This is a genomic window from Pseudomonas crudilactis (genome assembly GCF_013433315.1).
Taxonomy (GTDB): Bacteria; Pseudomonadota; Gammaproteobacteria; order Pseudomonadales; family Pseudomonadaceae; genus Aquipseudomonas; species Aquipseudomonas crudilactis.
Genome location: NZ_WXVV01000010.1, coordinates 152,515 through 177,579 on the forward strand (window position 1 = coordinate 152,515; position 25,065 = coordinate 177,579).

The 25,065-nt window shown below is 59.8% G+C and carries 25 protein-coding genes; 12 read left to right on the plus strand and 13 right to left on the minus strand.

Annotation, left to right across the window (positions count from 1 at the left end; all coding sequences use genetic code 11):
* Positions 1–39: 39 nt before the first annotated feature.
* The gene (locus GTU76_RS13270) at positions 40–357 is read right to left on the minus strand and encodes an ElaB/YgaM/YqjD family protein (protein WP_016982860.1); all 318 of its coding nucleotides are present in this window, start codon (positions 355–357) and stop codon (positions 40–42) included.
* A gap of 154 nt (positions 358–511) precedes the next feature.
* Between GTU76_RS13270 and GTU76_RS13275 the strand changes: the two genes are divergently transcribed.
* Positions 512–766: a hypothetical protein gene (locus GTU76_RS13275; protein WP_007917411.1), complete on the plus strand. Its 255-nt coding sequence runs from the start codon at positions 512–514 to the stop codon at positions 764–766.
* 4 nt (positions 767–770) lie between these two features.
* Here GTU76_RS13275 and GTU76_RS13280 read toward each other — a convergent pair whose 3' ends face one another.
* Positions 771–1,679: a LysR family transcriptional regulator gene (locus tag GTU76_RS13280; RefSeq protein ID WP_026000430.1), complete on the minus strand. Its 909-nt coding sequence runs from the start codon at positions 1,677–1,679 to the stop codon at positions 771–773.
* A gap of 84 nt (positions 1,680–1,763) precedes the next feature.
* Between GTU76_RS13280 and GTU76_RS13285 the strand changes: the two genes are divergently transcribed.
* Positions 1,764–2,687 carry a carbon-nitrogen hydrolase family protein gene (locus GTU76_RS13285; protein ID WP_016982858.1) on the plus strand — a complete coding sequence of 308 codons (924 nt, stop codon included), beginning with the start codon at positions 1,764–1,766 and terminating at the stop codon, positions 2,685–2,687.
* 136 nt (positions 2,688–2,823) lie between these two features.
* Here GTU76_RS13285 and GTU76_RS13290 read toward each other — a convergent pair whose 3' ends face one another.
* The 4 genes from GTU76_RS13290 to GTU76_RS13305 form a co-directional block, all read right to left on the minus strand.
* Positions 2,824–3,369 carry a GNAT family N-acetyltransferase gene (locus GTU76_RS13290; protein WP_180698793.1) on the minus strand — a complete coding sequence of 182 codons (546 nt, stop codon included), beginning with the start codon at positions 3,367–3,369 and terminating at the stop codon, positions 2,824–2,826.
* A 53-nt stretch (positions 3,370–3,422) separates the two neighbouring features.
* Entirely contained in the window at positions 3,423–3,896 is a 474-nt protein-coding gene (locus tag GTU76_RS13295) for an LEA/WHy family protein (RefSeq protein WP_180698794.1), read from the minus strand.
* A 67-nt stretch (positions 3,897–3,963) separates the two neighbouring features.
* Positions 3,964–5,430, minus strand: a complete 1,467-nt coding sequence (locus GTU76_RS13300) for a nucleobase:cation symporter-2 family protein (protein ID WP_016982855.1) — start codon at positions 5,428–5,430, stop codon at positions 3,964–3,966.
* A gap of 132 nt (positions 5,431–5,562) precedes the next feature.
* Entirely contained in the window at positions 5,563–6,456 is an 894-nt protein-coding gene (locus GTU76_RS13305; RefSeq protein WP_180698795.1) for a LysR family transcriptional regulator, read from the minus strand.
* Between the two features lie 99 nt (positions 6,457–6,555).
* On the opposite strand from GTU76_RS13305, the gene GTU76_RS13310 reads away from it, so the two are divergent.
* From GTU76_RS13310 to GTU76_RS13340, 7 genes are all read left to right on the plus strand, one after another.
* The gene (locus GTU76_RS13310; protein WP_180698796.1) at positions 6,556–7,647 is read left to right on the plus strand and encodes a polyamine ABC transporter substrate-binding protein; all 1,092 of its coding nucleotides are present in this window, start codon (positions 6,556–6,558) and stop codon (positions 7,645–7,647) included.
* 16 nt (positions 7,648–7,663) lie between these two features.
* Positions 7,664–8,623, plus strand: coding sequence for an agmatinase (gene speB / locus GTU76_RS13315; protein ID WP_180698797.1), 960 nt, complete (start codon positions 7,664–7,666; stop codon positions 8,621–8,623).
* A gap of 189 nt (positions 8,624–8,812) precedes the next feature.
* Positions 8,813–9,529: an HTH domain-containing protein gene (locus GTU76_RS13320; RefSeq protein ID WP_180698798.1), complete on the plus strand. Its 717-nt coding sequence runs from the start codon at positions 8,813–8,815 to the stop codon at positions 9,527–9,529.
* A gap of 51 nt (positions 9,530–9,580) precedes the next feature.
* Positions 9,581–9,922, plus strand: a complete 342-nt coding sequence (locus GTU76_RS13325) for a nuclear transport factor 2 family protein (RefSeq protein WP_016982850.1) — start codon at positions 9,581–9,583, stop codon at positions 9,920–9,922.
* 22 nt (positions 9,923–9,944) lie between these two features.
* Entirely contained in the window at positions 9,945–11,060 is a 1,116-nt protein-coding gene (gene zapE / locus GTU76_RS13330; RefSeq protein WP_180698799.1) for a cell division protein ZapE, read from the plus strand.
* 17 nt (positions 11,061–11,077) lie between these two features.
* Entirely contained in the window at positions 11,078–11,659 is a 582-nt protein-coding gene (locus GTU76_RS13335) for a DinB family protein (protein ID WP_026000428.1), read from the plus strand.
* A gap of 118 nt (positions 11,660–11,777) precedes the next feature.
* The gene (locus tag GTU76_RS13340) at positions 11,778–12,275 is read left to right on the plus strand and encodes a GNAT family N-acetyltransferase (protein WP_180698800.1); all 498 of its coding nucleotides are present in this window, start codon (positions 11,778–11,780) and stop codon (positions 12,273–12,275) included.
* Between the two features lie 401 nt (positions 12,276–12,676).
* On the opposite strand, the gene GTU76_RS13345 is transcribed toward GTU76_RS13340, so the two are convergent.
* The 4 genes from GTU76_RS13345 to GTU76_RS13360 form a co-directional block, all read right to left on the minus strand.
* A complete protein-coding gene (locus GTU76_RS13345; RefSeq protein WP_016983771.1) occupies positions 12,677–12,886 on the minus strand; it encodes a hypothetical protein in 210 nt (69 codons plus the stop codon).
* Between the two features lie 186 nt (positions 12,887–13,072).
* Positions 13,073–15,301 (minus strand): TonB-dependent siderophore receptor, encoded by a 2,229-nt coding sequence (locus GTU76_RS13350; RefSeq protein WP_180698801.1) that lies wholly within the window; start codon positions 15,299–15,301, stop codon positions 13,073–13,075.
* A 145-nt stretch (positions 15,302–15,446) separates the two neighbouring features.
* Positions 15,447–17,195 (minus strand): phosphoethanolamine transferase CptA, encoded by a 1,749-nt coding sequence (locus tag GTU76_RS13355; protein WP_180698802.1) that lies wholly within the window; start codon positions 17,193–17,195, stop codon positions 15,447–15,449.
* Between the two features lie 209 nt (positions 17,196–17,404).
* Complete coding sequence (locus tag GTU76_RS13360; RefSeq protein ID WP_016983768.1) at positions 17,405–17,587, minus strand: DUF6026 family protein; 183 nt, start codon at positions 17,585–17,587, stop codon at positions 17,405–17,407.
* 272 nt (positions 17,588–17,859) lie between these two features.
* Between GTU76_RS13360 and gnd the strand changes: the two genes are divergently transcribed.
* From gnd to GTU76_RS13375, 3 genes are read left to right on the plus strand one after another with little or no spacing between them, the layout of a single operon-like run.
* On the plus strand, positions 17,860–18,840 hold the full coding sequence (gene gnd, locus GTU76_RS13365; protein WP_008082539.1) for a phosphogluconate dehydrogenase (NAD(+)-dependent, decarboxylating): 981 nt from the start codon (positions 17,860–17,862) through the stop codon (positions 18,838–18,840).
* A complete protein-coding gene (zwf, locus tag GTU76_RS13370) occupies positions 18,837–20,360 on the plus strand; it encodes a glucose-6-phosphate dehydrogenase (protein WP_180698803.1) in 1,524 nt (507 codons plus the stop codon). Before gnd ends, zwf begins: the two co-directional genes overlap by 4 nt.
* Positions 20,357–21,178 (plus strand): HAD family hydrolase, encoded by an 822-nt coding sequence (locus tag GTU76_RS13375; RefSeq protein WP_175554257.1) that lies wholly within the window; start codon positions 20,357–20,359, stop codon positions 21,176–21,178. Before zwf ends, GTU76_RS13375 begins: the two co-directional genes overlap by 4 nt.
* Before the next feature lie 124 nt (positions 21,179–21,302).
* Here GTU76_RS13375 and nhaB read toward each other — a convergent pair whose 3' ends face one another.
* The 3 genes from nhaB to GTU76_RS13390 form a co-directional block, all read right to left on the minus strand.
* Complete coding sequence (gene nhaB, locus GTU76_RS13380) at positions 21,303–22,805, minus strand: sodium/proton antiporter NhaB (RefSeq protein WP_180698804.1); 1,503 nt, start codon at positions 22,803–22,805, stop codon at positions 21,303–21,305.
* A 74-nt stretch (positions 22,806–22,879) separates the two neighbouring features.
* Entirely contained in the window at positions 22,880–24,181 is a 1,302-nt protein-coding gene (locus GTU76_RS13385; RefSeq protein ID WP_180698805.1) for an NHL repeat-containing protein, read from the minus strand.
* A 280-nt stretch (positions 24,182–24,461) separates the two neighbouring features.
* Positions 24,462–24,728: a hypothetical protein gene (locus GTU76_RS13390; RefSeq protein WP_016983763.1), complete on the minus strand. Its 267-nt coding sequence runs from the start codon at positions 24,726–24,728 to the stop codon at positions 24,462–24,464.
* Between the last annotated feature and the right edge of the window lie 337 nt (positions 24,729–25,065).

Genomic DNA, 25,065 nt, shown 5'->3' on the forward strand with positions numbered 1-25,065 from the left:
GCGAACCCCGCGGGTTCGCCTTTTTTGTGTGCGTTTGACTCAGCGACGGCCGAGCAGCAAACCGACCACCAGACCGAAACCGGCGGAGATCGCCACGGTCTGCCATGGATGACCGCCGATGTAGCTTTCGGTGGCATCGACCGCCGGTTTGGTGCGATCACGTACGCTCGACACCGAGTCCAGCGCCTGCTGCAGTTTCAGGGCGATTTGTCCGCGCAGCGTTTCCGCTTCTTCGCCGACCAGTGAGGCGCTGCTCTTGAGCAGTTTGTCCGACTCTTCGATCAGAGCCTGAAGTTCGCTGAAGGCCTGATCCTTGATTTGATCTTCGGCGGCTTGCACGGCGGATTTGCGGGCCATTGGGTGACTCCTTGCAGTTGAATGGACAGTGATCAATGGAGTGTGGCGCTTGCTGAAAAGTTGCACTGAATTTAGGACAGAAAGAAAATCCTGCGCGGGAGATTTCCGTCGAGCGTGTAAGATGTCGCCATTTTACGCAGCAGGATAATTCCCCATGAGTTTCAATCTGGCCGACAAATCCCTCGCAGAGCGCGCTGCGCTGGAAGACGAGAAATCCCGTCTGTTCGAACTCTGGCAGAACAATCTGGGCAAAGCCAAAGGCGAAGCCGCGCGTTTGTTCGGCGAGCGTGGCAAGCGCAAAGGCAAATGGGCCGAGTGGGTCCGCGCGGAACTGGACGGCATGTCGCCGCCGGAGTTCGCCAACATGGTGCGCAGTGAAGTCAATCGCCTGATGGCCGCCAACAAGTAACAACTCAGGTGAACGTCGCGGCAATCGCCTCGCGGACTTTGACCACCACCGGATCGATCTGCGTGCTGGTGCGCCAGCCCAGTTCGATCGGATAACGCGGCAATTGCAGCGGGCAGGGCAACAGTGCCAGACCACTGAGCGCGGCGATGCTCTCGGCGGCATGCGCCGGAATTGTCGCCACCGCGCGACTGCCTTTGAGCAAGTACGGCAGCGCGGCGAAATGCGTGGTCGAGGCGCACACCCGGCGACTCAGACCCAGCGCCGCCAGGCCCTCATCGGTGATCCCGATAAAACCGCCGGACGACACCAGAATGTGCTCGCGGGCGACGAACTCGTCGAGGTCGATCTGCTGCTGGCCGGGCGCCAGGCTCGCTGGATCGAGCAGACAGGCATAGCCGCCTTCGCCCAACACCTGACGACTGAGCAAGCGTTCGGCAAAACCGCCGGCGGTGATCGCCAGATCGATGCTGCGCTCCATCAAGGCGCTGGCGACAATCTGGCTGTGGGTCTGGCGAAAGATCAGTCGAAGTTTCGGTGCGCTGCGGGCAATTTCCTCGATCAGCCGGCGACCGTAGGCAATCTCGAAGTCGTCCGATAGCCCTACGGTAACCGAGCGACCCTCGTATTGATTGGCCGCCGGGTCGACCATCGCCAGGCTTTGCCGACACTTGTTCAATGCTTCGCTGACTACCGGTTTCAGTTGATTGGCCTTGAGCGTCGGTGCCAACCCGCGCCCGGTGCGCACGAACAATTGATCGCCATAGACCTCGCGTAACCGCCGCAGCGCCGCACTGACCGCCGATTGCGTGACGCCCAGCCGCAGCGCTGCGCGGCTGGCACTGGATTCTTCATGCAGGGCTTCGAAGACTTTCAGCAGATTGAGGTCGACCGTGGCGATATTCATTTGGCTCATATCATTCAGCAGCGAGAGGGGCTTTATTCATGATCGCGTGGCGCCGCAGAATCAGCAACATCTGAACCTGATGGAGTCACCTCGATGCCCAAATCAATTGTTGCTGCGCTGCAAATCGGCGCCTTGCCCGAAGGCAAAGACGCCACCCTGGAACAGATTCTGAGTTGGGAAGGCGCGATCATCGAATCCGGCGCGGCGCTGGTGGTGATGCCGGAAGCACTGCTGGGCGGTTATCCGAAAGGCGAGGGCTTCGGCACGCAATTGGGTTATCGCCTGCCTGAGGGCCGCGAAGCCTACGCTCGTTACTTCGCCAATGCGATCGATGTGCCGGGCGCCGAGACGCAAGCGCTGGCGGGGCTGTCGGCGCGCACCGGGGCCAATCTGGTGATCGGCGTGATCGAACGCGCAGGCAGCACGTTGTATTGCACGGCGCTGTATTTCGACCCGCAGGCAGGGCTTATCGGCAAACACCGCAAACTGATGCCCACCGGCACCGAACGACTGATCTGGGGCAAGGGCGACGGCTCGACCTTGCCGGTGTTTGACACCCAGGTCGGCAAGCTCGGCGCGGTGGTGTGCTGGGAAAACATGATGCCGCTGCTGCGCACGGCGATGTATGCCAAAGGCATTGAAGTCTGGTGCGCGCCGACCGTGGACGAGCGTGAAATGTGGCAAGTCAGCATGCGCCACATCGCCCATGAAGGTCGCTGCTTTGTGGTCAGTGCGTGTCAGGTGCAAGCATCGCCTCAGGCGCTGGGTGTCGAGATTGCCAATTGGCCGGCGGAGCGTCCGCTGATTGCCGGTGGCAGCGTGATTGTCGGGCCGATGGGCGATGTGCTGGCGGGACCGTTGCGCGGCGAGGCGGGGTTGCTCACGGCGGAAATCGACACCGATGAACTGGTGCGCGCGCGGTATGACTACGATGTGGTCGGCCACTATGCGCGGCCGGATGTGTTTGAGTTGAGTGTGGATGAGCGGGCCAAACCGGGTGTGCGCTTCAACACATAGGGTACTGCCTGACACCGAACCCTGTAGGAGTGAGCCTGCTCGCGATAGCGGTCTGCCAGACACCATAATCGTTAACTGACAGATTGCTATCGCGAGCAGGCTCACTCCTACAATGGATCGGTGGTGTGTCTGGAAATCAGTGGCGCTTCAGCCATTCTTCGCGGGTGATTTCCCACAGCTCCCGAGGAAAACGCCCTCCGACAAAATCACCTTCATCTGTCCGAATCAAACGCATCCCTGCGCGCTCCGAGAGCTTGCGCGAGCCAATGTTCGGCGCCGCTTTCGGTACGCGCATCACCGGGCGTTGCAGAACGTTGAACCAGTAATCGGTCACCACTGCGCAAGCTTCAGTCATCAAGCCCTGACCTTGCCACGCCGGCGCCAGCCAGAAACCACGGTGGTTGTCGGCCTGATCCATCAGGCTGATCTTGCCGATCAATTGCTCCGGTGCCGATTTCAGGCGAATCGTCCAAGGCCATTCCTTACCCGCTGCAACCGCCGGCAAGACAATGTCACGCAGGTAGGCGAAAGCACCGTCCTCCGGATACGGCCATGGCACGGCCGCGTTCAGATAACGCACCACGTCCCAATGCGGAAATTCGCGTTGCACGGCTTCGGCATCCGCCAGTTGCAACGGGCGCAGGATCAGTCGTTCGGTGTACAGCGTCGGCATGTCTTCCATAAACCTGCAGCTTCCCTGAATGTCTTTAATGAACGAGGCAGGTTAGCGCATCTTTACCAGGTCGCGGCGGTGGCCTTGGGCAGGCTGAGTTTGCCGCTGTCGACAAAGCGCATGGTGCCGAACAGACCGCTGGCAAGCTTGCCGCGCAGCACATAGGGCAGGTTATCGAGGGTTTGCGTTTGACTCAGGCCCAGCGTCTGGCGCAGTACCGAAAACGCCGAGATGCTGACCGGTACGCTAACAATGGCCTCGGAAAACCTTGGGATTGAACCGCTTTGATCGCTGACACCCGAGGCCAGTGAATGGCCGTTGACCTCTAGATCCAGCGCAATGCCGTTGTAGTCGATGGCCGTCTCATTGGGGTTCTGTACGCGAATCTTGATGGCGAAGCGCACTTCCAGATCCTGGCTCGGCAACGGCTCGAGGCCAACCACGTTGATGTTCACCGGATCACGGTTGGGGAATAGCGCGCAGGCGCTGAGCGACAGCAGCAGTAACGACAGAATGACGGCTTGGAAACGGCGCATAAACGGTCTCTCAACAAAAAAGGGCTGAACCGTTGCCGGCTCAGCCCTTTCTATCAAAGGCCAGACGTCAGCGGTTCAACTGTGCGACAGCCGCCGCTGGGGCAGGTTCACCTTTGGCCGGCATATCCGGGTTTTCCATGACCTGAAGAATAGAAGCTTCCGGGTCGAAGTCGTCTTCTTCCAGCTCGATGAATTCTTCTGGCAGGAAGATGTTCAGCACGATAGCGCACAACGCGCCGACGGTGATCGGCGATTCGAAGATGTTGCGCAGCGCTTGCGGCAGTTCGCGCAACACTTCCGGCACAGCGGCGATGCCCAGGCCCATGCCCAGCGAAATCGCCACGATCAGCATGTTGCGCCGATGCAGGCCGGCCTCGGCGAGGATCTTGATCCCGGCCACCGCCACAGTGCCGAACATCACCAGTTCGGCGCCGCCGAGTACCGGTTTCGGCATCAGTTGCAGTACCGCGCCAATCATCGGGAACAGCCCCAGCAGCACCAGCAAACCGGCAATGAAGAAGGCCACGTAACGGCTGGCCACGCCGGTCAGCTGAATCACGCCGTTGTTCTGCGCGAAGGTCACCATCGGCATGCTGTTGAACACGGCAGCCATCGCCGAGTTGAGGCCGTCGGCGAGCAGGCCGGACTTGATTCGGCGGATGTACAGCGGGCCTTTGACCGGTTGCCGCGAGATCATCGAGTTGGCGGTCAGATCACCGGCAGCCTCCAGTGGCGACACGAGGAAAATCACCGCGACCGGCACGAACGCCACCCAGTCGAAGTTGAAGCCGTACTTGAACGGCACCGGCACGCTGACCAGCGGCACTTCAGGCATGGAGGCGAAATCCACCGTGCCCATCAGCCATGCGACTACGTAGCCAAGGGTCAGGCCGATAACGATCGCGCCCAGACGCAGAAACGGCACGTCGACGCGGTTCAGGACAACGATGGTGCCGATCACCAGCGCTGCCAGAAAGATATGGCTGGCTGCGCCCAGGTCCGGCGCGCCGAAGCCGCCGGCAATGTCGGTCATTGCCACTTTGATCAGCGACAGGCCCATCAACGTGATGATGGTGCCGGTGACCACGGGAGTGATCAGCATGCGCAGCTTGCCGATGAACTGGCTCAGCACCACTTCGATAAAGGCGGCGAAAAAGCACACGCCGAAGATCGTCGAGAGGATTTCATCGGTGCCGCCACCGCGCGCCTTGACCATGAAACCGGCGCTGAGAATCACGCTGATAAAGGAGAAACTGGTGCCTTGCAGGCACAACAACCCTGAACCGACCGGGCCAAAGCGCTTGGCCTGGACGAAAGTGCCGAGCCCGGACACGAACAGCGCCATGCTGATCAGGTAGGGGATTTCGCTTTGCAGACCGAGGGCGCCGCCCATGATCAGGGTGGGAGTGATGATGCCGACGAAGCTGGCCAGCACGTGTTGCAGCGCGGCAAACACGGTGGCAGTCAGGTGCGGGCGGTCGTTGAGGCCGTAGATCAGGTCGTTGTTGCGCGGGGCTTTTTCAGAGGCGGTCATGGTGTTTTGCGCGCCGCGAGGCGGGGCCGGGTCAGAAAATGGAGGCGCAGGATGCCGGAAGAGGGCGGCGAGGGCAACGAGCAATAACTGCCTGAAAGGTCAGGTTTTTCGGGTGTTGCCCGCTAAATCGATTCAAGCAAATGCGCTGAGCAGATCTTCTTCAAAGGCTTTTTGCGCATCCCCCGGTACCTGCGCCCGATGCCGGGCCAGATGAAATGCCACCTCGAAACTCAACTCGCCCTCGCGGATTGGCCGCAGCAGGCCCTTCGCTTGCCAGCTGCGAGCATAGTGATCCGGCAGATAACCCACATGTTTACCCGACAGAATAAACGTCAGCGTGCCCTCAACCTGCTCCGACCGCGCCGAACAGACCTTGCCCTGAAACGGCTCGTCACTGCGCAAAAACCGATAGGGGTGATCGACCCGGTCGCAGGCCTGCAAGGCGGCATCGCTGGGCTTCTCATCGGTAAACAAGGGATGGCCGGCAGCGCAGTACAAATGCTGGGTTTCGCTGAACAACTGCTGATAGTCGAAGGCACTTTGCACTTGCGAGAAATAACCGATGGCCAGATCCAGCCGCTGTTGCAGCAGCAGGCGCTCCATCTCGCCGGGCATGGCGCTGATCAGCTCGATGCGCACCGACTCATCGCGCTCGCGAAAACGCCGGATCGCCTCAGCCACCCGTTGCAATACCGATTGATCGACCGACTCGGAAATCCCCAGGCGCACTTCACCGATCAAGCGGCCGGCGACGCCGTTGGATTGATGGCGGAAGGTTTCGATCGATTCAAACAATGTACGCACCGCGATCAACAACTGTTCACCCTTGGGCGTAACGCTGAAGCCAGCCTTGCCACGGCTGCACAAACGGTAACCGAGGCGGGTTTCCAGTTTGGCCATTTGCTGGCTGATGCTCGACTGGCTCAGGCCCAGATCACCTTGGGCAGCGCTGAAGCCGCCACACTCAACCACGCGCACAAACAGGCGCAACAGTTGCAAATCGACATCGTGCAGCTGACCCAACATCACATTACTCCGGGATAAAGTCAGGATAATTATTCGGCTATTTTTCTAATGTATCTGACGGCGCATCCTGCAACCACTTTCCTCGGTCAGGTGTTCGTCATGGCTCCCGTGTTCAAGCTGTGTTTCTCCGCGCTGCTGTTGTCCGTGGCTGTTCAGGCTCAGGCCGAGGACAAGACCCTCAATCTCTACAGCTGGGCCGACTACGTGCCGCCGCAAACCTTGCAACGGTTCGAACAGGAAACCGGTATCCATGTGCGTTACGACACCTTTGATACTTCCGAGGTGCTGGAGACCAAATTGCTCACCGGCGGCAGCGGTTATGACGTGGTGGTACCGTCGTCCAGCGTCCTGGCGCGGGGACTGGCGGCCGGCGCGCTGAAGGAAATCCCCCACGAGGGCCTCAAGGGCTACGCTAATCTTGATCCGGACTTGCTGGAGAAAATGGCCGCCGTCGACCCCGGCAATCGTTACGGCGTGCCGTACACCTGGGGCACGTTGGGGCTGGGCATGAATGTCGAGGCGGTGCAGCAGCGTTTGCCTGATGTGCCGCTGAACAGCCTTGATCTGCTGTTCAAGCCCGAGAACGCCAGCAAGCTCAAGGATTGCGGCATCGCCATTCTCGATTCGCCGCAGGAGGTTATTGGTCTGGCCCTGCATTACTTGGGTAAAGATCCCTACAGCACCGACAAAAATGATCTGGCTGCCGCCGAAACGCTGTTGCAGAAGCTCCAGCCGTCGGTGCTCTACGTCGCCACCGGCCGGCAGATCAATGATCTGGCCAGTGGCAATGTGTGTCTCGCACTGACCTACAACGGCGACGCGAGCATGGCTGCTGATCAGGCACACAAGGCCAATAAACCGTACGAAGTGGCCTACCGCATTCCCAAGGAGGGCACGCTGGTGTGGCAGGACAATCTGGCAATCCCTAAAGACGCGCCGCACCCGCAAGCCGCGCGGGCGTTTATCGAGTTCATGCTGCGCCCCGATTCCGTGGCCGAGTTGACCAACACGCTGTTTTTTGCCACCGCCAACCAGGCCGCGACGCCGCTGGTGGATGAGGCGGTGCGCAACGACCCCGACATCTATCCACCCAGCGAGGTGCGTGCGCGGCTGTACGCCGATCGCAGCATGAGCCTCAAGGACATGCGTCAGCGCACGCGTCTGTGGACCACTTTCCGTAGCCATCAATAACAACAGGAGCACCACGATGGATGTGCCCATGCAAAACGACCAGGCGATCACCCGTGACAGCCTTTACGGCACTGCTGCCGAAAGTACTTACGCCGGCATCACCAGTTTCATGCGCCGGCGCTACAGCCGCGACTTGCGCGGCGTCGATGTCGCGGTCAGCGGCGTGCCGTTCGACACCGCGACCAGCAACCGCCCCGGCGCACGTTTCGGGCCACGGGGGATTCGTGCGGCTTCTACCGGGATCGCCTGGGAACGTCACTGGCCGTGGACGTTCGATCCGTTTGATCATTTGGCGGTCATCGATTACGGCGACTGCGACTTCGATTACGGATCGCCCCACAGCATCCCGGAAAGCATCGAAGCCCACGCCGAGCAGATTCTCAACGCCGGCAGCGCGATGCTGACGTTTGGCGGTGATCACTTCATCAGCTACCCGCTGCTCAAGGCGCATGCTCGCAAGCACGGCACGCTGTCGCTGATCCACTTCGATGCGCACAGCGACACCTGGCCGGACGAGGAGGGCAAACGGGTCGACCACGGCACCATGTTCTGGCACGCCGCGCGCGAAGGGCTGGTTGATCCGGCGCGCTCGGTGCAGATCGGTTTGCGCACCACCAATGACGATCACATGGGCTTTCAGGTACTGGATGCCCGGCAGGTGCATGGCCGTGGTTGCGAAGCGATTGTCGAAGCGATCCGCGCGCGGGTGGGCGATAACCCGGTGTATTTGACGTTCGACATCGATTGCCTGGATCCGGCGTTTGCACCCGGAACCGGCACCCCTGTCTGTGGAGGCTTGAGCACCGTGCAAGCGCTGGAGATTCTCGGTGGTTTGCGCGGCATCAATCTGGTCGGCATGGACGTGGTGGAAGTCGCCCCGGCCTACGACCACGCCGAGGTCACCTCATTGGCTGCCGCGACACTGGCGATGGAAATGCTCTGCCTCTACGCCGCCCGACACAAGGTCGATATTTGACGCAATACTGCGCCCCCCTGTGGAAGCGAGCTTGCTCGCGAAGGCGTCAGCTCAGCCAACATCGTTGGCGACTGACCCGCCGCTTTCGCGAGCAAGCTCGCTCCCACATTTTCAGCCAAGGCTCCTGCCACTTTCTGACACCAGCCTCTGCTAAGCTCCGGAATCTTTTCCCTCCAGAGTCCGCCGATCGTGTCGCGTACCACTCGTCTTTTGACTTTGCTGCAAGTGCTGCGCGGCAAGAAGCGCCCGGTGACGGCGGCGATTCTGGCTGCCGAGCTGGAAGTGTCCGAGCGCACGCTCTATCGCGATATCGCTGAGCTGACCGCGCTCGGCGCGCCGATCCATGGCGAGGCGGGGATTGGTTATGTGCTGCGCAGCGGCCTGTTTTTGCCGCCACTGATGCTCAATGCCGACGAGACCGAAGCCATCGTCCTCGGTTTGCGCTACGTCGATCAGCGTGGTGACGAAGTCCTCGGCAAAGCCGCGGCGGATGCGTTGGCGAAAATTGCCGCTGTGCTCGATCCGCAGGCCCGGGAAGCGCTGCGCAATCCCACGGTGATGCCGGGCCCGCCGGGCTATGGTTTTCCGCAAAACGCCGTGCCGTTGAACGTGTTCCGCCATGCCATCCGCGACCAGGCCAAACTGCACATCGATTACGCCGACGCGCAGCAGGTGCCCAGCCAACGGCTGATCTGGCCATTGGCGCTGGGTTTTCTCAATGAAGTGCGGATCATCGTCGCGTGGTGCGAACTACGCAGCGCCTACCGCACGTTTCGCACCGACCGGATCAGCGCGGCCAGCCGCCAGGGCGAGGGTTATCCGGGACGGCGCAGCGACCTTTTGCGTACTTGGCGCGAGCAGATGCAACTGGATGAAAGCGGACGCTTCACTCCTGACAAAAACTGACGCAACGCTGTTTTAGGATGCTCGCAGAACCAAACAAAAGGAGCTGCAACCATGTCCCATCCCGTCTCTGCGCTGGCCCCGGCGATCGCTGCGTATATCGATGCGGCCAACGCACGCGATACCTCGCGGGTCGCCAGTTTTTTTGCCGAGGATGCCAACGTGTTCGACGAGGGCCAGCATCAAGTCGGCCCGCGAGCCATCGCGCAATGGATGCACGACACCGGGCAACGTTATCAGCCACGGGTCGAAGTGCTGGACGTGCAGCAGCGCACCGGCAAGGTGCTGGTGCACGGGCTGATTTCCGGAACCTTTCCCGGTAGCCCGGCGCAACTGCGCTATACGTTTCGGTTGAACGAGCAGGGGAAAATCGCCCGACTGGATATTTCCCTGTAATCGGCGTGGCATACTGCCGCGCATGACTTTCGACTCCCCCCTCAGCGCCTGGCAACACGCCGTGCAACACAAGGGTTTCATCCAGGATGAAGCCCAGGAACACGCGGTCTGGGCACTGCAAAAATGCCATGAATCCCTGCACGCCGGTGCCCGTTCGGTCACCGGCGTTTATCTGTGGGGGCCGGTCGGGCGCGGCAAGACCTGGCTGATGGATCAGTTCTATCAGAGCCTGCGGGTGCCGGCGCGACGCCAACACTTTCATCACTTCATGGGCTGGGTGCACCAGCGTTCGTTCCAGTTGACCGGGATTGCCGATCCATTGCGCGCGCTGGCCAAAGAGCTGGCGTCCGAGGTGCGGGTGCTGTGCTTCGATGAGCTGTTCGTCAACGACATCGGTGACGCGATCATTCTCGGTCGGCTGTTTCAGGTGATGTTCGACGAAGGCGTGGTCATCGTTTGTACGTCCAATCTGCCGCCCGACGATCTGTACGCCGACGGCTTCAACCGCGATCGCTTCGTGCCGGCCATTGCCGCGATCAAGGCGCATATGCAGGTGGTGGCGGTGAATGGCGCCGAGGATCATCGCTTGCATCCGGGGGCGGGCCTGCAACGTTATTTTGTGGCCACGTCTGCGGGCAGTGCACTGGATGAGGTCTTTCCGGCATTGACCGCCGGGCAAGCGGCCAGCGCCGAACCGGTGGCGGTCGGTCATCGCCAGTTGAACGTGGTGCAGGCCAGTGAAACGGTGTTGTGGTGCCGCTACGCGGATCTGTGCGAGCAACCGTTCGCCGCCATGGATTTCATCGCGCTGTGCGACCGCTACACGGCTATTCTGTTGAGCGAGGTGCCCAATCTCAGCGCACAGAAACGTGAGGGGCGCATCGCGCGCGGCACCGAAGACGGCGCGCAACGTGTGGTGGCCGGTGACCGCGAGTTGCCGCAATTGTCGGTTCACGATGACGGTGTGCGGCGTTTCATCGCGCTGGTCGACGAGTGCTACGACCGCAAGGTGCCGCTGTACATCGAGGCGCAAGTGCCGATGGACGCGCTGTACACCGAGGGTTATCTGGAATTCCCGTTCCGCCGTACCCTCAGTCGCTTGCAGGAGATGCAGCTGCAGCGTTTTGCCGAAGCTTGAGTGAAGAGGGCGCCGACATGAGCCAAGCGTTATCCCATCATCTGCTGACCATGGCTTATCAGAATGGCTGGGCCAATCATCGCCTGGCCAAGGCCTGGTCGCAGCTTGGCGCGGCAGATCTGGCGGCGCCTCGGGTGAGTTTCTTCCCGAGTATTCGTCTGACTCTCAATCACATCCTCACCTGCGACTGGTTCTACGTCGATGCGCTGGAGCGCGAGCTGCGCGGCGCCGAGCCGCATCCTGACTGTTATGTGTTTTTCAACGCGGACGAACCGTTTACCGAGGGCGCGCAGTTGCGCGAGGAGCAGGCTCACGTTGATCGGCGGCTGATTGCTTATTGCGAGCAACTGCGCGATGCCGATCTGACCCGGATCGTCACCATCGCCCGTGACACGCCGCAGCACGAGAGTCGTCTGCGCATGTTGTCGCATTTGTTCGAGCATCAGATTCATCACCGGGGGCAGGTGCACGCGATGCTCAGCGATACTGCAGTGAACCCGCCGCAACTGGATGAGTTCTTCTGTGTCGGCGAGAGCGGACTGCGCGCCGAGGACTTCGCCGAACTGGGCTGGACCGAAGAGTTGATCTGGGGGCACTGATAAAGCAAAAGATCTTTTGCATTTGCCGGTTGCCCGCCCGATCACCCCCGCGCTAATGTCAGGCAACCTTTCAGCGCGCACTTTGCGCGCCGGGGCTTTTGTGTGTTCGGGGATGGAAATGGATTCCGCAGAAATTCTTGTGCTTCAAGCCAGCTACAGCAATCCAACGCACGCCGAGGCCATCGGTATCGTGCTCAATCATTACGCAGAAGACCCCATGGGCGGCGGTCATTCGCTTGACCCTGACGTGTTGCGTCGGTTGCCCGAAGAACTGGCCCGTCGCCCGCATGCGTTCAGCGTGCTGGCCTTTGTCGGTGGCGAACCGGCAGGTCTGGTGAACTGCTTCGAAGGATTCTCCACGTTTGCCTGCAAACCATTGGTCAACGTCCACGACGTGGCGGTGGTGGGCAAGTTTCGTGGCCTCGGTCTGAGCCAGAAAATGCTGCAGAAAGTCGAGGAAATCTCTCGCCAGCGCGGTTGCTGCAAGATCACCCTTGAAGTGCTTGAAGGTAACGCTGTGGCGCAGAACGCCTACGGAAAATTCGGCTTCGCGCCGGGCATGTTCGACCCAGATCACGGGCGCATGCTGTTCTGGATCAAGAGTTTGCAGGCCTAGAAGCCCCTCACCCTAACCCTCTCCCAGAGGGAGAGGGGACTGACCGAGGTGTTTGGGCAAGGTACGCCGACCTGAAACATCGAGCCGAACTCAGATTTTGAAAACCCACAAATCAGCTCCCTCTCGCTCGGGAGAGGGGACTGAGCGAGGTGTTTTGGCAAGGTACGCCGAACTGAAATATTGTGCCGAACTCAGGTTTTGAAAACCCACAAATCAGCTCCCTCTCCCTCGGGAGAGGGCTGGGGTGAGGGGCGAATTCACCACAAGTCGAAAGCCGGACATCCAATTCTGACTAATCGACTGAATTAACCCCAAAAAAAAGCGCCCCAATCAGGGCGCCAAACTGTCTTCTCCCGGGCCAGAGCGGAGCCACGGGAGGTCCATCGGTTGCTCGCTAAATCTCAGTCGCGATAGGACTCGGTCACTTGCGCCGTCTGGTCGGCGGGAACGCGAATTTCTTTCGCGTTGGCGTCGCTCTTCTGCTCGCTCTGGGCGTGCTGAACCGGGAAGTTGTCGTAGTAATAACGCATGCGCTCAGCGCCGCCTTCGGCGAAGACGCTGGCAGAACCCAGGGCAAACAGCCCGGCAAGGATTGCGGTAGTGATTTTCATGGTGCCTCCTACTGAACAAGTGGGAGCCGTTCGTCCATGAAGCAGATCTCGGAAGAGAGTCTGGGTGGCATGAATTAACACGGGGTTAACGCCGGTTCAGTGTGGGTTTTGCAACATGTTGCGGGGCAATATCAGACAGCTGCGGCGCACATCAAGCACAGGTGCGCCGCGCCCGAGAGGCGGGGGTCAGAGCTTCCAGTCGAGACTCAGGGTGACGGTGCGCGGGTCGCCCCAGTACACGCCGTTATAGAAACCGACGTTGTCATAGTATTTCTTGTCGAACAGGTTGTTGACGTTCAGTGACGCCGATAGATGCCGGTCGAACTCGTAGCGCGACATCAGATTGACCACGGTGTAGGCGCTCTGGGCGATTCGCGCTTCTTCGGTGTCGCCGCCAACCGGTCGGCTCGACGTGCCATACACATCGCTTTGCCAGTTCACCGCACCGCCCACGGTCAGCGCCTGCCATTCGCCCGGCAGACGGTACGCCGTGGAGACGCGCAACAGGTTCATCGGCTGATTGGTATTGGTGCGCTCGCTTTCGCCGTTGACCGAGTGGGTGTAGGTGTAACCGGCGGTCATGTTCCAGCCCTGGAGGATTTCCCCGGACACTTCGGCTTCAAAGCCGTTGACCTTGTTGCCCTTGCCGCCGGATTTGTAGAACTGCTCACGAGTAACCGGATCCGCCGGTACCGAGTTATCGAGTTCGGCGACGTTATCCTGCTTGCTCCAGAACACCGCGGTAGACAGGTTCAGGCGCTCCTCGAGCAGGCTGCCCTTGATGCCCACTTCATAGTTTTTGCCGACCACCGGGTCGATGTATTTGCGATTCTTGTCGCGGTTGCCCTGGGGCTTGAAGATGTCGGTGTAACTCACGTACGCCGTGTATTCCGGGGTCAGGTCATACAGCAGACCGGCGTAAGGCGTCCAGACGTCGTTCTGTTTCTGGCTGGTGTAATCCACCTCGGTCACTTGCCGATTGGCGTCATAACTGTTGCTGGTACTGGACGCCTCCCAACTGCCATATCGGCTGCCGAGCACGGCGTGCAGATCATCTGTCAGGCTCAGGCGCGTGGCGATGTAGCCGGCTTTCTGGCGGGTATTGTCCTTGGAACCGGTGAGGTCGGTGACGGTGTCGCTGAATTTTGGGATGTCGCCCATGTACTTCCAGTCGCGGATGGTTCCGTAGTCCTTTGGGCGCGCACCGGCAATGGTGTACGGGGAATTCGAACGGCGCTCGGCCTCACCATAGCCGAACATCATTTCGTGCTCACGGCCCAGCAGCGAGTAGGGGCCGGAGACATTGAAGTCATACGCCTGCATTTTCTGCGTGCCGATCATGTGCGAGGTGTAGGCGAGCATGCCGCTGCGGTCCGCTGCGGGAAAACCGGCACCAGCGTAATAGACCTTGCCGTCGGTATTGCTCTCGCGGTGGGTGTACGCCGCTTTCAGGCGCCAGCCGCCGGCCAGTTGCTGATCGAGGGTGGCGAACGCGGTCTTGTCTTGCAGCGGCCAGGAACTCCACGACGTCGCCATGTTGGTCGAACGCCCCAGTCCGGCCTTGCTGCCATCGGCATTCCAGTACGGCACGGTGCCCCAGGATGAACCTTGCACATGTTTGTTCTGATAGTCGTAACCGACCGCCAGCACAGTGGAATCAGTCAGATCAGCTTCCAGCACGCCATAACCGACTTCCCGTTGCAGCGCGTATTTGTCCTTGATCGACTGATTGTCGCGATAGGCCAGCACCGTGCGTCCGCGAAGACGACCGTCGAAAGCCAATGGCCCACCGACGTCGACGTAACTGTAGTAATTGTCGTAGCTGCCGCCACTGACCCCGGCCAGCGCCTGCCATTGCGCGGTCGGACGCTTGCGCACCATGTTGATCGTCGCCGACGGATCACCCGCACCCGTGGTCAACCCGGTGGCACCGCGCACCACCTCGATACGGTCGTAAATGATCGTATCGGAGTCGGACTTCATGCGATCGAAGGTGTTGAGCATCCCGTCGACTTGGAAATTGTTGATCGCATAACCACGCGACGAATAACTGACCCGATCCGAATCCAGATGCTGCACCACCACACCGGTGGTCTGGCGCATGGCTTCGGACAATGTACCGAGCTTGAAATCATCCATTTGCTGGCGCGTGATCACCGACACCGATTGCGGGGTTTCCTTGATCGACAGATTCAGCCGCGTCGCCGTGCTCATCGCGCCAGTGGTATAGGATTCGGTGTTCTCGGTGGTCGTGCCCAGGCCTTGCGCGCTGACGTTGGTCGCGGCCAGCTCCAGCGCCGGATTGCCGGGCTGCGGCGATTTTTCGGCTTCGGCTTCAGCCAGCAGATCGGTGCTGAACGCAGCGCCGCACAGGCCTAGGGTGAGGGTCATGGAACGGGTAATGGGCGCGAACATCGCAGCCGACTCCTTGTCTTCGAGGGAAAAATTCCGTTTGTTCAAAGACGAGGGGTAGGGCGGGGATTTAGTGTCAAACGAGAAATATTGTTATTTGAAAATGTGTCGAGCATGAAAAAGGGGCCGGTGTCGGCCCCTTCTGGTGTTACTGCTGCGCGACACCCGCCGGCGCGACGTCGGGTTTCTTCGGCTTCATCAAACTGAAGTCGATCAGCGCACGCTGCTCCGTCTGGTACGGGTCGCCGATCAGCAATGGACGGGCCTTGAAGCTGTCGCTGACCAGGCTTTTGCTGTGGTCGAGTTCATCAAAACTCAAACCGGCCAGATCTGCCCAGGTGTGGATCAAGTGCGAGCTGCTGTACGGACGATCAAGGTCAGCGGCGAAGTTCCAGTCGTGGCTTTCTTTCCACTTCGGCGACGCCCAGGCCATGAACGGAATGGTGTACATCGGCGCGGTCGGTTTGTTTTCGTTGCGGCCCAGGGTCTTGTGGCCGACCGAGTCGAAGACGTCTTCACCATGGTCGGAGAGGTACAGCAAAAAGCCGTTCGGATCGGATTTGGCATAATCCTTGATCAGGCTCGACACGACAAAGTCGTTGTACAGCACGGCGTTGTCGTAGCTGTTGTAGGTCGGCACCTGGTCGTCACGCACGCCCGCTGGCACGCCGGTACGGTCCTGGAACTTGTCGAACGTCGGCGGATAGCGGTACTGGTAGCTCATGTGCGTGCCGAGCAAATGCACAACGATCAGTTTGCGCGGTGCCGCATCAGTCAGGGCCTTGTTGAACGGCTCGATCACGTCGCCATCGTATTGCGCGGCGTTCTGGTTGCGGTTGTTGTTCAGGTACACCTGTTCGTCCGCCTGCTCGGAGAAGGTCGTGAGCATGGTGTTGCGCTTGGTCATGGTCTGCTGGTTGGTGATCCAGAAGGTCTTGTAACCGGCCTGTTTCATCATGCTGACCAGCGACGGCGTCGACAGGTACAGATCCGGATGCTCTTCGTCAGCGAAGGTCAGCACTTGCTGTAAGGCTTCGATGGTATACGGGCGCGGGGTGACGACGTTGTCGAACACCGCCAGTTGATCCTTGAGCTTGTCCAGTTCCGGCGTGGTGTCGCGCTGATAGCCATAAAGGCTCATGCGCTGACGGTTGGTCGATTCGCCGATTACCAGCACCAGGGTCTTCGGCTGATCGGCCGAGGCGTCCTTGAGGTTTTTCAGCGGCGGGATCTTGCTGACGTTATGCAGCATGCCCTGCATGTCGGCGAGGGTTTCCTGATAACGGTGATAGGCCACGACCATCTGCCATGGGACCGCCGGCTCGATACGGGTTTCGAATTTCTCGAAGCCTTGGGCGAAGGTGCCCATACGCATCGTTTGTTTGACCAGCGGATAACCGATTACGGCAATCAGGATGGCCATCGCCGCGACGAATGCACGGCCACGGGGCATGTACACCGGGCGCAGGCGAGTCCACAGGAAGTAAGCGAATGCGGTATGCGCGAGGAACGCCGGCACCATCCACCAGGCAAAGTACTGGGTCATGTACTCGCCGGCTTCAGAGATGTTCGACTCGAACATGATGAAGATCACGCTCTGGGAGAATTCCTGCTCATAGATGAAGAAGTAGCCCAGGCTGGCCATCGAGCAGGCCCACAGCACCACGCCGATGATGGCGGCGAGCAGTTTGGTGCGTTTGGGGAACAGCAGCATCGGCGCCAGCCAGATCGCGCTCATGACGAACGCCTGACGGAACCCGGTGAAGCCGGAGGTACCGGTCAGCTGGATCAGCAGTTGGGTGATACCCGAGAAGTACCAGAAGAATACAAACAGCCAGAGAAAACCGGCCCAGTCGAAACCTGTCGCAGTCGTTTTGCTGCGTTTGAACAATGCCATTCGGCGCTCCAGCTCACTCGTTACAACCACCGCCGGAACATCCGTGAAGCCGACGAACGGAGGCCGTACGCGAAGGTACGGCCAGAATGGGGCGGAGTATTACGAAGAGAATGTGAAAGTTTTGTTAAGCGGCGCTTTTGCCGTGGGGCATGCGGCCAGAGGGTAGCGCGTCGGGAACAGCCGCTGCCGTTCCCGAATCAGGCGGGGGATCAGGCGTGGGGATGACGCTGAACGACCGGCAAAGGTTGCGGTTGCGCACCTTGGGTCAAAAGGCGCAGCTGCGCCAGTTCCTGCTTCAACTGGTCGCGTTCGTCTTTCAACTGGCGCAATTCATCGCGACGGATTGTCACGTACAGGGTTTGTGGCGGCATTGCTGTGTGTACTGTGCCCATTGCTCACCTCGCAAATGGCGTGCATCAACTGTAGGTCGTCCCGGCTTGCGGTACAGATCTACTATCGGCGCCGATTTTGATTTCTTTTGCCTGTGAATGGAACTTTTTTATTTTTCATGGTCGGTGTGTCTTCTGCATGATTCGGGGCGTTATCAGTCTGGATCGGGCACAATGCCCGGAAACTTCATCGCAACGCTCTGGACTAACCTCCATCAGTCGCGTTGGGCTATAACCAATGACACACATTTATTTGTAGTAAGGAGCATCAGCACATGCAACTCGGGATTATTGGACTGGGCCGCATGGGCGGCAATATTGCGCGACGTCTGATGCTCAACGGTCACACCACCGTTGTTTACGACCGCAATACCGCTTTCATCGATAACCTGGTCGCCGAGGGCTCCACTGGCGTCGCCGATTTGCCGGCACTGGTTGCCGGCCTGGCCAAGCCGCGTGCGGTCTGGGTCATGCTGCCGGCCGGCGCACCCACCGAAGACACCATCAACACCCTGAGCACTCTGCTCGAAGCCGGCGACACCATCATCGACGGCGGCAACACCAACTATAAGGATGATATTCGCCGGGCCAAGACCCTGAACGAGAAGGGCCTGCACTACATCGACGTCGGCACCTCCGGCGGCGTCTGGGGCCTGGAGCGCGGCTATTGCATGATGATCGGCGGCGACGCTGAAACCGTGCAGCGCCTCGATCCGCTGTTCGCCGCACTGGCGCCGGGCATGGGTGACATCCCGCGCACCAAGGATCGCAAGTCCGACGACCACCGCGCCGAACACGGTTACATCCACGCCGGTCCTGCCGGTGCCGGGCACTTCGTAAAGATGATTCACAACGGCATCGAGTACGGCATGATGGCCGCGTTCGCCGAGGGTTTCGACATCCTCAAGACCAAGTCCAGCGAACGCCTGCCGGAAGATCAGCGCTTTGATCTGAACGTCGCCGACATCGCGGAAGTGTGGCGCCGTGGCAGCGTGGTCTCGTCGTGGTTGCTCGACCTGACCGCCGATGCACTGGCCAGCGATCCGAAACTCGACGGCTTCTCCGGCTCCGTAGCGGACAGCGGCGAAGGTCAATGGACCATCGAAGCGGCCATGGAACAAGCGGTGCCGGTCCCGGTGCTGTCGAACTCGCTGTTCTCGCGCTACCGCTCGCGCGGCCAGGGCACCTTTGGCGACAAGATTCTATCGGCCCAGCGCTTCGGCTTCGGCGGCCACGTGGAGACACCGAAGAAATGACCCATACGATCCGCAGGAAATCCAAAGCAGAACCCGCACCACCGACCACGCTGTTTCTGTTCGGTGCCCACGGCGACCTGGTCAAGCGCTTGCTGATGCCGGCGCTGTACAACCTCAGTCGCGACGGCTTGCTTGACGAAAATCTGCGGATCGTTGGCGTTGATCACAACGCCATTACCGATGAGGCCTTCGCGCAGAAGCTCGAAGACTTCATCCGCACCGAAGTGGCGGCGAAGGTCGGCAAGGGTGATCAGATGCTTGATCCGGCCTTGTGGGCCAAGCTCGCCAAAGGTATCAGCTACGTCCAGGGCGACTTCCTGGACGACAGCACTTATTCCGCGCTGGCGGCGAAAATCGCCGACAGCGGCACTGGCAATGCGGTGTTCTACCTGGCCACCGCGCCGCGTTTCTTCAGTGAAGTGGTGCGCCGACTCGGCAGCGCCGGTTTGCTTGAAGAAACCCCGGAAGCGTTCAGAAGGGTGGTAATCGAGAAGCCGTTCGGCTCCGATCTGCAAACCGCCGAAGCATTGAACGCCTGCCTGCTCAAGGTGATGTCCGAGAAGCAGATCTATCGGATCGATCATTATCTGGGCAAGGAAACCGTGCAGAACATTCTGGTCAGCCGGTTCTCCAACAGCCTGTTCGAAGCGTTCTGGAACAACCACTACATCGACCACGTACAGATCACCGCCGCCGAAACCGTCGGTGTCGAAACCCGTGGCAGTTTTTACGAACACACCGGTGCACTGCGCGACATGGTGCCCAATCACCTGTTCCAGTTGCTCGCCATGGTTGCGATGGAACCGCCGGCAGCGTTCGGCGCTGATGCAGTGCGAGGCGAGAAGGCCAAGGTTGTTGGAGCGATCCGCCCTTGGACCACTGAAGAGGCGCGGGCCAATTCGGTACGTGGCCAATACAGCGCGGGCGAGGTTGCCGGCAAGCCTCTGAACGGTTATCGCCAAGAGCCCAACGTCGCGCCCGACAGCAGCACCGAAACCTACGTCGCCCTGAAGGTGATGATCGACAACTGGCGCTGGGTCGGCGTGCCGTTCTACCTGCGCACCGGCAAACGCATGAGCGTGCGCGACACCGAGATCGTCATCTGCTTCAAACCGGCGCCGTACGCACAGTTCCGTGACACCGAAGTCGACGAGTTGCAGCCGACGTACCTGCGCATCCAGATCCAGCCAAACGAAGGCATGTGGTTCGACCTGCTGGCCAAACGGCCGGGGCCGGCGTTGAACATGGCCAACATCGAACTGGGTTTTGCTTATAAAGACTTTTTCGAGATGCAGCCGTCGACCGGTTACGAAACGTTGATCTACGACTGCCTGACCGGCGATCAGACGCTGTTTCAGCGCGCCGACAATATCGAGAATGGTTGGCGTGCGGTGCAACCGTTCCTCGACGCCTGGCAGCAGGATGCAAGTGTGCAGACCTACGCCGCCGGTGAAGACGGCCCGCAAGCTGCCGAAGACCTGCTGACTCGCGATGGTCGCGTCTGGCATGGCCTCGGATGAGTGACTTGCCGCAACAACCTATCCGTTTTCTGCTCAGTGACATGGACGGCACGTTGTTGCTGCCGGATCACACGTTGAGCCAGCGCACCATTGATGCGGTGCGTTCGTTGCGTGAGGCGGGCGTGTTGTTCAGTCTCGCCACCGGTCGACCACCGAAAGCCATGCTGCAGCAGATTGAAGCCCTGGGCGTAGATCTGCCGACAGCGGCGTTTAACGGTGGGACCATCGTCAATCCGGATGGCAGTTTGTTGGTCGCGCATTATCTGCCGGCCACCACCGCGCTGATTGCGCTGGCCACGTTTGCCGATCAGCCGGATGTGGAAATCTGGGTGTTCAGCGGCGGTGACTGGCTGCTCAAGGATCCGCACGGGCCGATGGTGCCGCGCGAGCAGCATGGTCTCGGCTATCCGCCGGTGGTGGTCGAGAGTTTCGAGCCGTATCTGGAGCGCATCGACAAGATCGTCGCGACCAGTAACAACACTGAGCTGTTGATCGAGCTTGAGGCGCGCTTGCTGCCCAAGGTCAACGGCATGGCACAGGTCTCGCGTTCGCAACCGGTGTATCTCGACGTGACCGCTCTGGAGGCCAACAAGGGCACCGCGCTGGCAACGCTGGCCGCGCATCTCGGGATCCCACTGGAACAGACAGCGGCCATCGGTGATGGCGGCAACGACCCGGCAATGTTTCATTGCGCAGGCCTGTCGATTGCGATGGGTCAGGCGGAGGAGGCTGTGAAGCGTCAGGCTGACGTGGTCACCGCGCCGAACACCGAGGATGGCGTGGCCCAGGCGATCGAGAAATACATCCTGCCTCACTGACACCACCCAAGACCAAATGTAGGAGTGAGCCTGCTCGCGATAGCAATGTATCAGTCAGCATTTCCTGGGCTGACACACCGCTATCGCGAGCAGGCTCACTCCTACAGTTTTTACGCGGTGTTTGTCAGAGCCAGTAGCTGACGGCATACCAGCCCAACAGCCCCATCACGAAGGTGTACGGCAACGCCATCCATACCATGCGCCCGTACGACAGGCGCACCAGCGGTGCAATCGCCGAAGTCAGCAGGAACAGGAACGCGGCCTGACCATTCGGTGTCGCCACGCTCGGCAGGTTCGTACCGGTGTTGATCGCAATCGCCAATGTCTCGAAATGCTCACGACTCATGTGCCCGGCGAGGAATGCCTGCTTCACTTCAGTGATGTAGATCGTCGCGACAAACACATTGTCACTGATTGCCGACAGCAGGCCGTTGGCAATAAACAACATGCCCGGTTGTTGCTCGACCGGTAGCGCCAGCACCCATTGAATCAACGGCGCAAACAGCTGTTGATCGTGAATCACCGCCACCACCGCAAAAAACACCACCAGCAACGCGGTGAACGGCATGGCGTCCTTGAATGCACTGCCCAAACGGTGCTCGTCAGTGATCCCGGTAAACGCGGTGATCAACACGATCACCATCAACCCGATCAGGCCGACTTCAGCGATGTGCAAGGCCAGGCAGCCGATCAGAATCAATGCCGCAGCGCCTTGCACCAGCAGTGCTGCGCGTTGGCGCGCCGTGCGTTCGGCATTGTCTTCGGCGGCGTAGTTGGCCAGCACGGCGCGAACATTGTCCGGCAGCAGTGTGCCGTAACCGAACCAGCGCAGTTTCTCCAGCAACACGCAGGTGACCAGACCCGCTGCCAGCACCGGCAGCGAAACCGGCGCAACCTTGGTGAAGAACTCGCCGAAGTGCCAGCCCATTTCGTGGCCGATCAACAGGTTCTGCGGTTCGCCCACCAGCGTGCACACACCGCCCAACGCCGTACCGACTGCGCCGTGCATCAACAGACTGCGCAGGAAGGCGCGGAACTGCTCCAGGTCGGCGTGATGCAGTTTCGGCAGGTTCTGGTCGTCAGCGAACTCACTGTCCTGACGCGGATCATTGCCGGACGCGACGCGGTGATAGACGGAATAAAAGCCGACCGCCGCGCTGATGATCACCGCCGTCACCGTCAGGGCATCCAGAAACGCCGAGAGAAACGCGGAAAGAAAACAGAACATCAACGCCAGCGCCGCTTTTGAACGCACGCCCAATAGCAGGCGCGAGAACAGAAACAGCAGCAGATCCTTCATGAAATAGATGCCGGCCACCATGAACATCAGCAGCAGGATCACCGGGAAGTTGTGCACCAGTTCATCGTAAAGCGCTTGCGGCGTGGTCATCTTCAGCAGCAGCGCTTCGATCAGCAGCAAGCCGCCGGGCATCAGCGGATAACACTTGAGCGCCATCGCCAGGGTGAAGATGAATTCGATCACCAGCAGCCAGCCGGCCGCGACCGGGCCAACCGTGAACAGCACCAGCGCATTGAGGATCAGAAAACCGACGATGGTCGCCTTGTACCAGCGTGGCGATTGCCCGAGAAAATTGTGCGCGAACGCCTGGGCCATTGAACCGGACATCGGTTGCTCCTTGTTTTATCGAAGCGCGCAAGTTGCCGGATGCGTTACGGAAGATCAAGTACAGTCCGTGTTTTTCAATGGTTCAGGTACCGTGCCACCATCGCCCGATAGTTACCATCCAATGAATAACCGCCAACGAGAATGGCATTATCTGCTTGCACGGCCAGTGAATTGGCCGTGTCCAGACTTCGGCCCAGCCGCGTGCGCAGCCAGCCTTTACCGTCGCCAAAACTGTGATCCAGGTCGCCATCACTCAAGTAGCGGGCGACTATAAAATCTGCTTCGATTCCACCAATGGTTGCACCGACCGCGATGATGCGGCCGTCCGCCATGCGCTGGGCGGCGCTCCATTGGCAGCCGCTGGGGCCGATTTCCAGCAGTTGTGGTTGCCCGCCGTGGTGGTGCAAGTTCGGTCGACCATTGGTGTGTACGCTGTAGGCCATGCAACGAATCGGGTCGCGACTGCTGCCGAAACAGTGCAACGCGTCGGTGGACTCAATGACCTGACTGACCTGAGCGCTTTGGCTGTGAGCCTTGAACGCCATGAATCCGTCCACGGCAAAACGCTCGTCGAGGCGGCCGTCGGGTAGGTAGCGTGCCAACAGACCCTCTTGCGGAAAGTCGATGGAGCCGGCCACCACAATCCGCCCATCCTTTTGCAGCAGCAGGCTGCTGAGCCAGGTGTTGAGCAGCAAGTGGCGAATCATCACGAAGCCGCGGCCGTTGAAGGTTTCATCGAGGCTGCCGTCGGGCTTGAGGCGAATCAGCATGCCGGCATGGTCGGCGAGTTCGAAATGATGATTGGCGATCAACAGAATATGGCCGTCGTTCTGGACGACAAAGTCGCAGGCTTCAGCGCCCGGGACGCCCGGCGGCAGCCAGGCATCGCGGCTGCCCATGGACAAGTCGCCAGGCAACCGCACCACCTGACGCCCGTTGTCACCGAAGCTCAGGTCCGGTTTGCCCTGTGCATCGAACAAGGCCAGCGCCGGCAAGGTACGATGCGCGTTTTCATAATGCAGGCCGGCGAGCAGGATGCGCCCATCGGGCAGTGCCTGGACTTTACCGGCCGTGGCTTCGAAGCCTGGAGCAAAGGTATCGATCACGCTGCCTTGCTCGCCAAAGGCCAGGTCGGCTGAGCCATCGGCGAGCATGCGGGCCAGGCCGAAACGGCTGCCGGCGGCGATGCCGACTTTGGCGGCGACGAGGATCCGCCCCTGCGCATCGAGCGCGATATTTTCCGTCAGGCTGGACACGCTGCCCGCGAAATACACTTGGGCGACGCCGATGGCGGCAAACGTCCTGTCGAGTTGACCGGCCCGATTCAACAACGTCTTCGGTAACGCCGAGAGGGCAAAAGTGTTCAGGGTGGACATGCACGCATCTCCTTGCGAGTTGACCTTTACCGGGAACCGGGTGGGTAACTGCATGAGCGGAACATTCAATCCCTGAACCGGGAGAAGTACAACTGTAAGAACTAACAGGTGGAGGGTCGCACTGTGCCAGAACAGTGTCTTTTTGAACCAATAGCAAGCCGGCCAAGCAGTTGCGCCTGAACAAGTTGCAAATAGTTGTACAAACGTAGCGGGTGTTTAAAAAGATCACAACTAAGCGAAGAGGGCGGATGACCTGAAAGTCATCCGCATCGCCCGGCTGTTAGTGTGGCATCGACCAGGATTGCAGGCTGTAACCTTCTTCGCTGAGTTCAGCGCGAGCCTGCTGCAACAGTTGTTCTAGTTGCGCTGGATCGGAGTAGGCGCTGCTCGGGATCTGTTTGCGACCGATGTGCGAGTTGGTCCGGTCGATCACGGTCAGGCTCAATTCGCCATTGCCGTCTTGTGGCGCCCAGGCCACGCACTGGAAAGGTTTGAACGCGTGGTTGGCAATCAAAAGAGCTTCGTTGATACGGAGCGGGGCGGTCATGGGGTTTTCTCTCTGTCGTGCCCAATCAAGTGATGTGCCGTCGGTTGGGCTTACCGTTCGGCTGGTACTTGTACTGATGCACCGAACCGGCAGGCAGGTCACACATGAAACAAAGAAATTTCAACTTTCTTTCATGGCGTTGCTTTGCAGGCAGGTTTTAAAAGCTCACTGAAAGGTTGAAACAGCAATTTAGTCGATAGCTAACTAACAACCTGGTTTCTTATAACGTGTTTGCTTGTACACCTATAAGCAATCGATACAAGGCCCTGTCAAAATCTTGCTAATGTTACAGTCGGGTCTGCCAAATGACTGTTTTTACAATCATTTCTAATAATTT

Bases quoted from the DNA above. Each gene is read 5' to 3' on its own strand.
- GTU76_RS13270 (WP_016982860.1), bottom strand. From the start codon at position 357: ATGGCCCGCAAATCCGCCGTGCAAGCCGCCGAAGATCAAATCAAGGAT.
- GTU76_RS13275 (WP_007917411.1), top strand. From the start codon at position 512: ATGAGTTTCAATCTGGCCGACAAATCCCTCGCAGAGCGCGCTGCGCTG.
- GTU76_RS13280 (WP_026000430.1), bottom strand. From the start codon at position 1,679: ATGAGCCAAATGAATATCGCCACGGTCGACCTCAATCTGCTGAAAGTC.
- GTU76_RS13285 (WP_016982858.1), top strand. From the start codon at position 1,764: ATGCCCAAATCAATTGTTGCTGCGCTGCAAATCGGCGCCTTGCCCGAA.
- GTU76_RS13290 (WP_180698793.1), bottom strand. From the start codon at position 3,369: ATGGAAGACATGCCGACGCTGTACACCGAACGACTGATCCTGCGCCCG.
- GTU76_RS13295 (WP_180698794.1), bottom strand. From the start codon at position 3,896: ATGCGCCGTTTCCAAGCCGTCATTCTGTCGTTACTGCTGCTGTCGCTC.
- GTU76_RS13300 (WP_016982855.1), bottom strand. From the start codon at position 5,430: ATGACCGCCTCTGAAAAAGCCCCGCGCAACAACGACCTGATCTACGGC.
- GTU76_RS13305 (WP_180698795.1), bottom strand. From the start codon at position 6,456: ATGTTGGGTCAGCTGCACGATGTCGATTTGCAACTGTTGCGCCTGTTT.
- GTU76_RS13310 (WP_180698796.1), top strand. From the start codon at position 6,556: ATGGCTCCCGTGTTCAAGCTGTGTTTCTCCGCGCTGCTGTTGTCCGTG.
- speB (WP_180698797.1), top strand. From the start codon at position 7,664: ATGGATGTGCCCATGCAAAACGACCAGGCGATCACCCGTGACAGCCTT.
- GTU76_RS13325 (WP_016982850.1), top strand. From the start codon at position 9,581: ATGTCCCATCCCGTCTCTGCGCTGGCCCCGGCGATCGCTGCGTATATC.
- zapE (WP_180698799.1), top strand. From the start codon at position 9,945: ATGACTTTCGACTCCCCCCTCAGCGCCTGGCAACACGCCGTGCAACAC.
- GTU76_RS13335 (WP_026000428.1), top strand. From the start codon at position 11,078: ATGAGCCAAGCGTTATCCCATCATCTGCTGACCATGGCTTATCAGAAT.
- GTU76_RS13340 (WP_180698800.1), top strand. From the start codon at position 11,778: ATGGATTCCGCAGAAATTCTTGTGCTTCAAGCCAGCTACAGCAATCCA.
- GTU76_RS13345 (WP_016983771.1), bottom strand. From the start codon at position 12,886: ATGAAAATCACTACCGCAATCCTTGCCGGGCTGTTTGCCCTGGGTTCT.
- GTU76_RS13350 (WP_180698801.1), bottom strand. From the start codon at position 15,301: ATGTTCGCGCCCATTACCCGTTCCATGACCCTCACCCTAGGCCTGTGC.
- GTU76_RS13355 (WP_180698802.1), bottom strand. From the start codon at position 17,195: ATGGCATTGTTCAAACGCAGCAAAACGACTGCGACAGGTTTCGACTGG.
- GTU76_RS13360 (WP_016983768.1), bottom strand. From the start codon at position 17,587: ATGGGCACAGTACACACAGCAATGCCGCCACAAACCCTGTACGTGACA.
- gnd (WP_008082539.1), top strand. From the start codon at position 17,860: ATGCAACTCGGGATTATTGGACTGGGCCGCATGGGCGGCAATATTGCG.
- zwf (WP_180698803.1), top strand. From the start codon at position 18,837: ATGACCCATACGATCCGCAGGAAATCCAAAGCAGAACCCGCACCACCG.
- GTU76_RS13375 (WP_175554257.1), top strand. From the start codon at position 20,357: ATGAGTGACTTGCCGCAACAACCTATCCGTTTTCTGCTCAGTGACATG.
- nhaB (WP_180698804.1), bottom strand. From the start codon at position 22,805: ATGTCCGGTTCAATGGCCCAGGCGTTCGCGCACAATTTTCTCGGGCAA.
- GTU76_RS13385 (WP_180698805.1), bottom strand. From the start codon at position 24,181: ATGTCCACCCTGAACACTTTTGCCCTCTCGGCGTTACCGAAGACGTTG.
- GTU76_RS13390 (WP_016983763.1), bottom strand. From the start codon at position 24,728: ATGACCGCCCCGCTCCGTATCAACGAAGCTCTTTTGATTGCCAACCAC.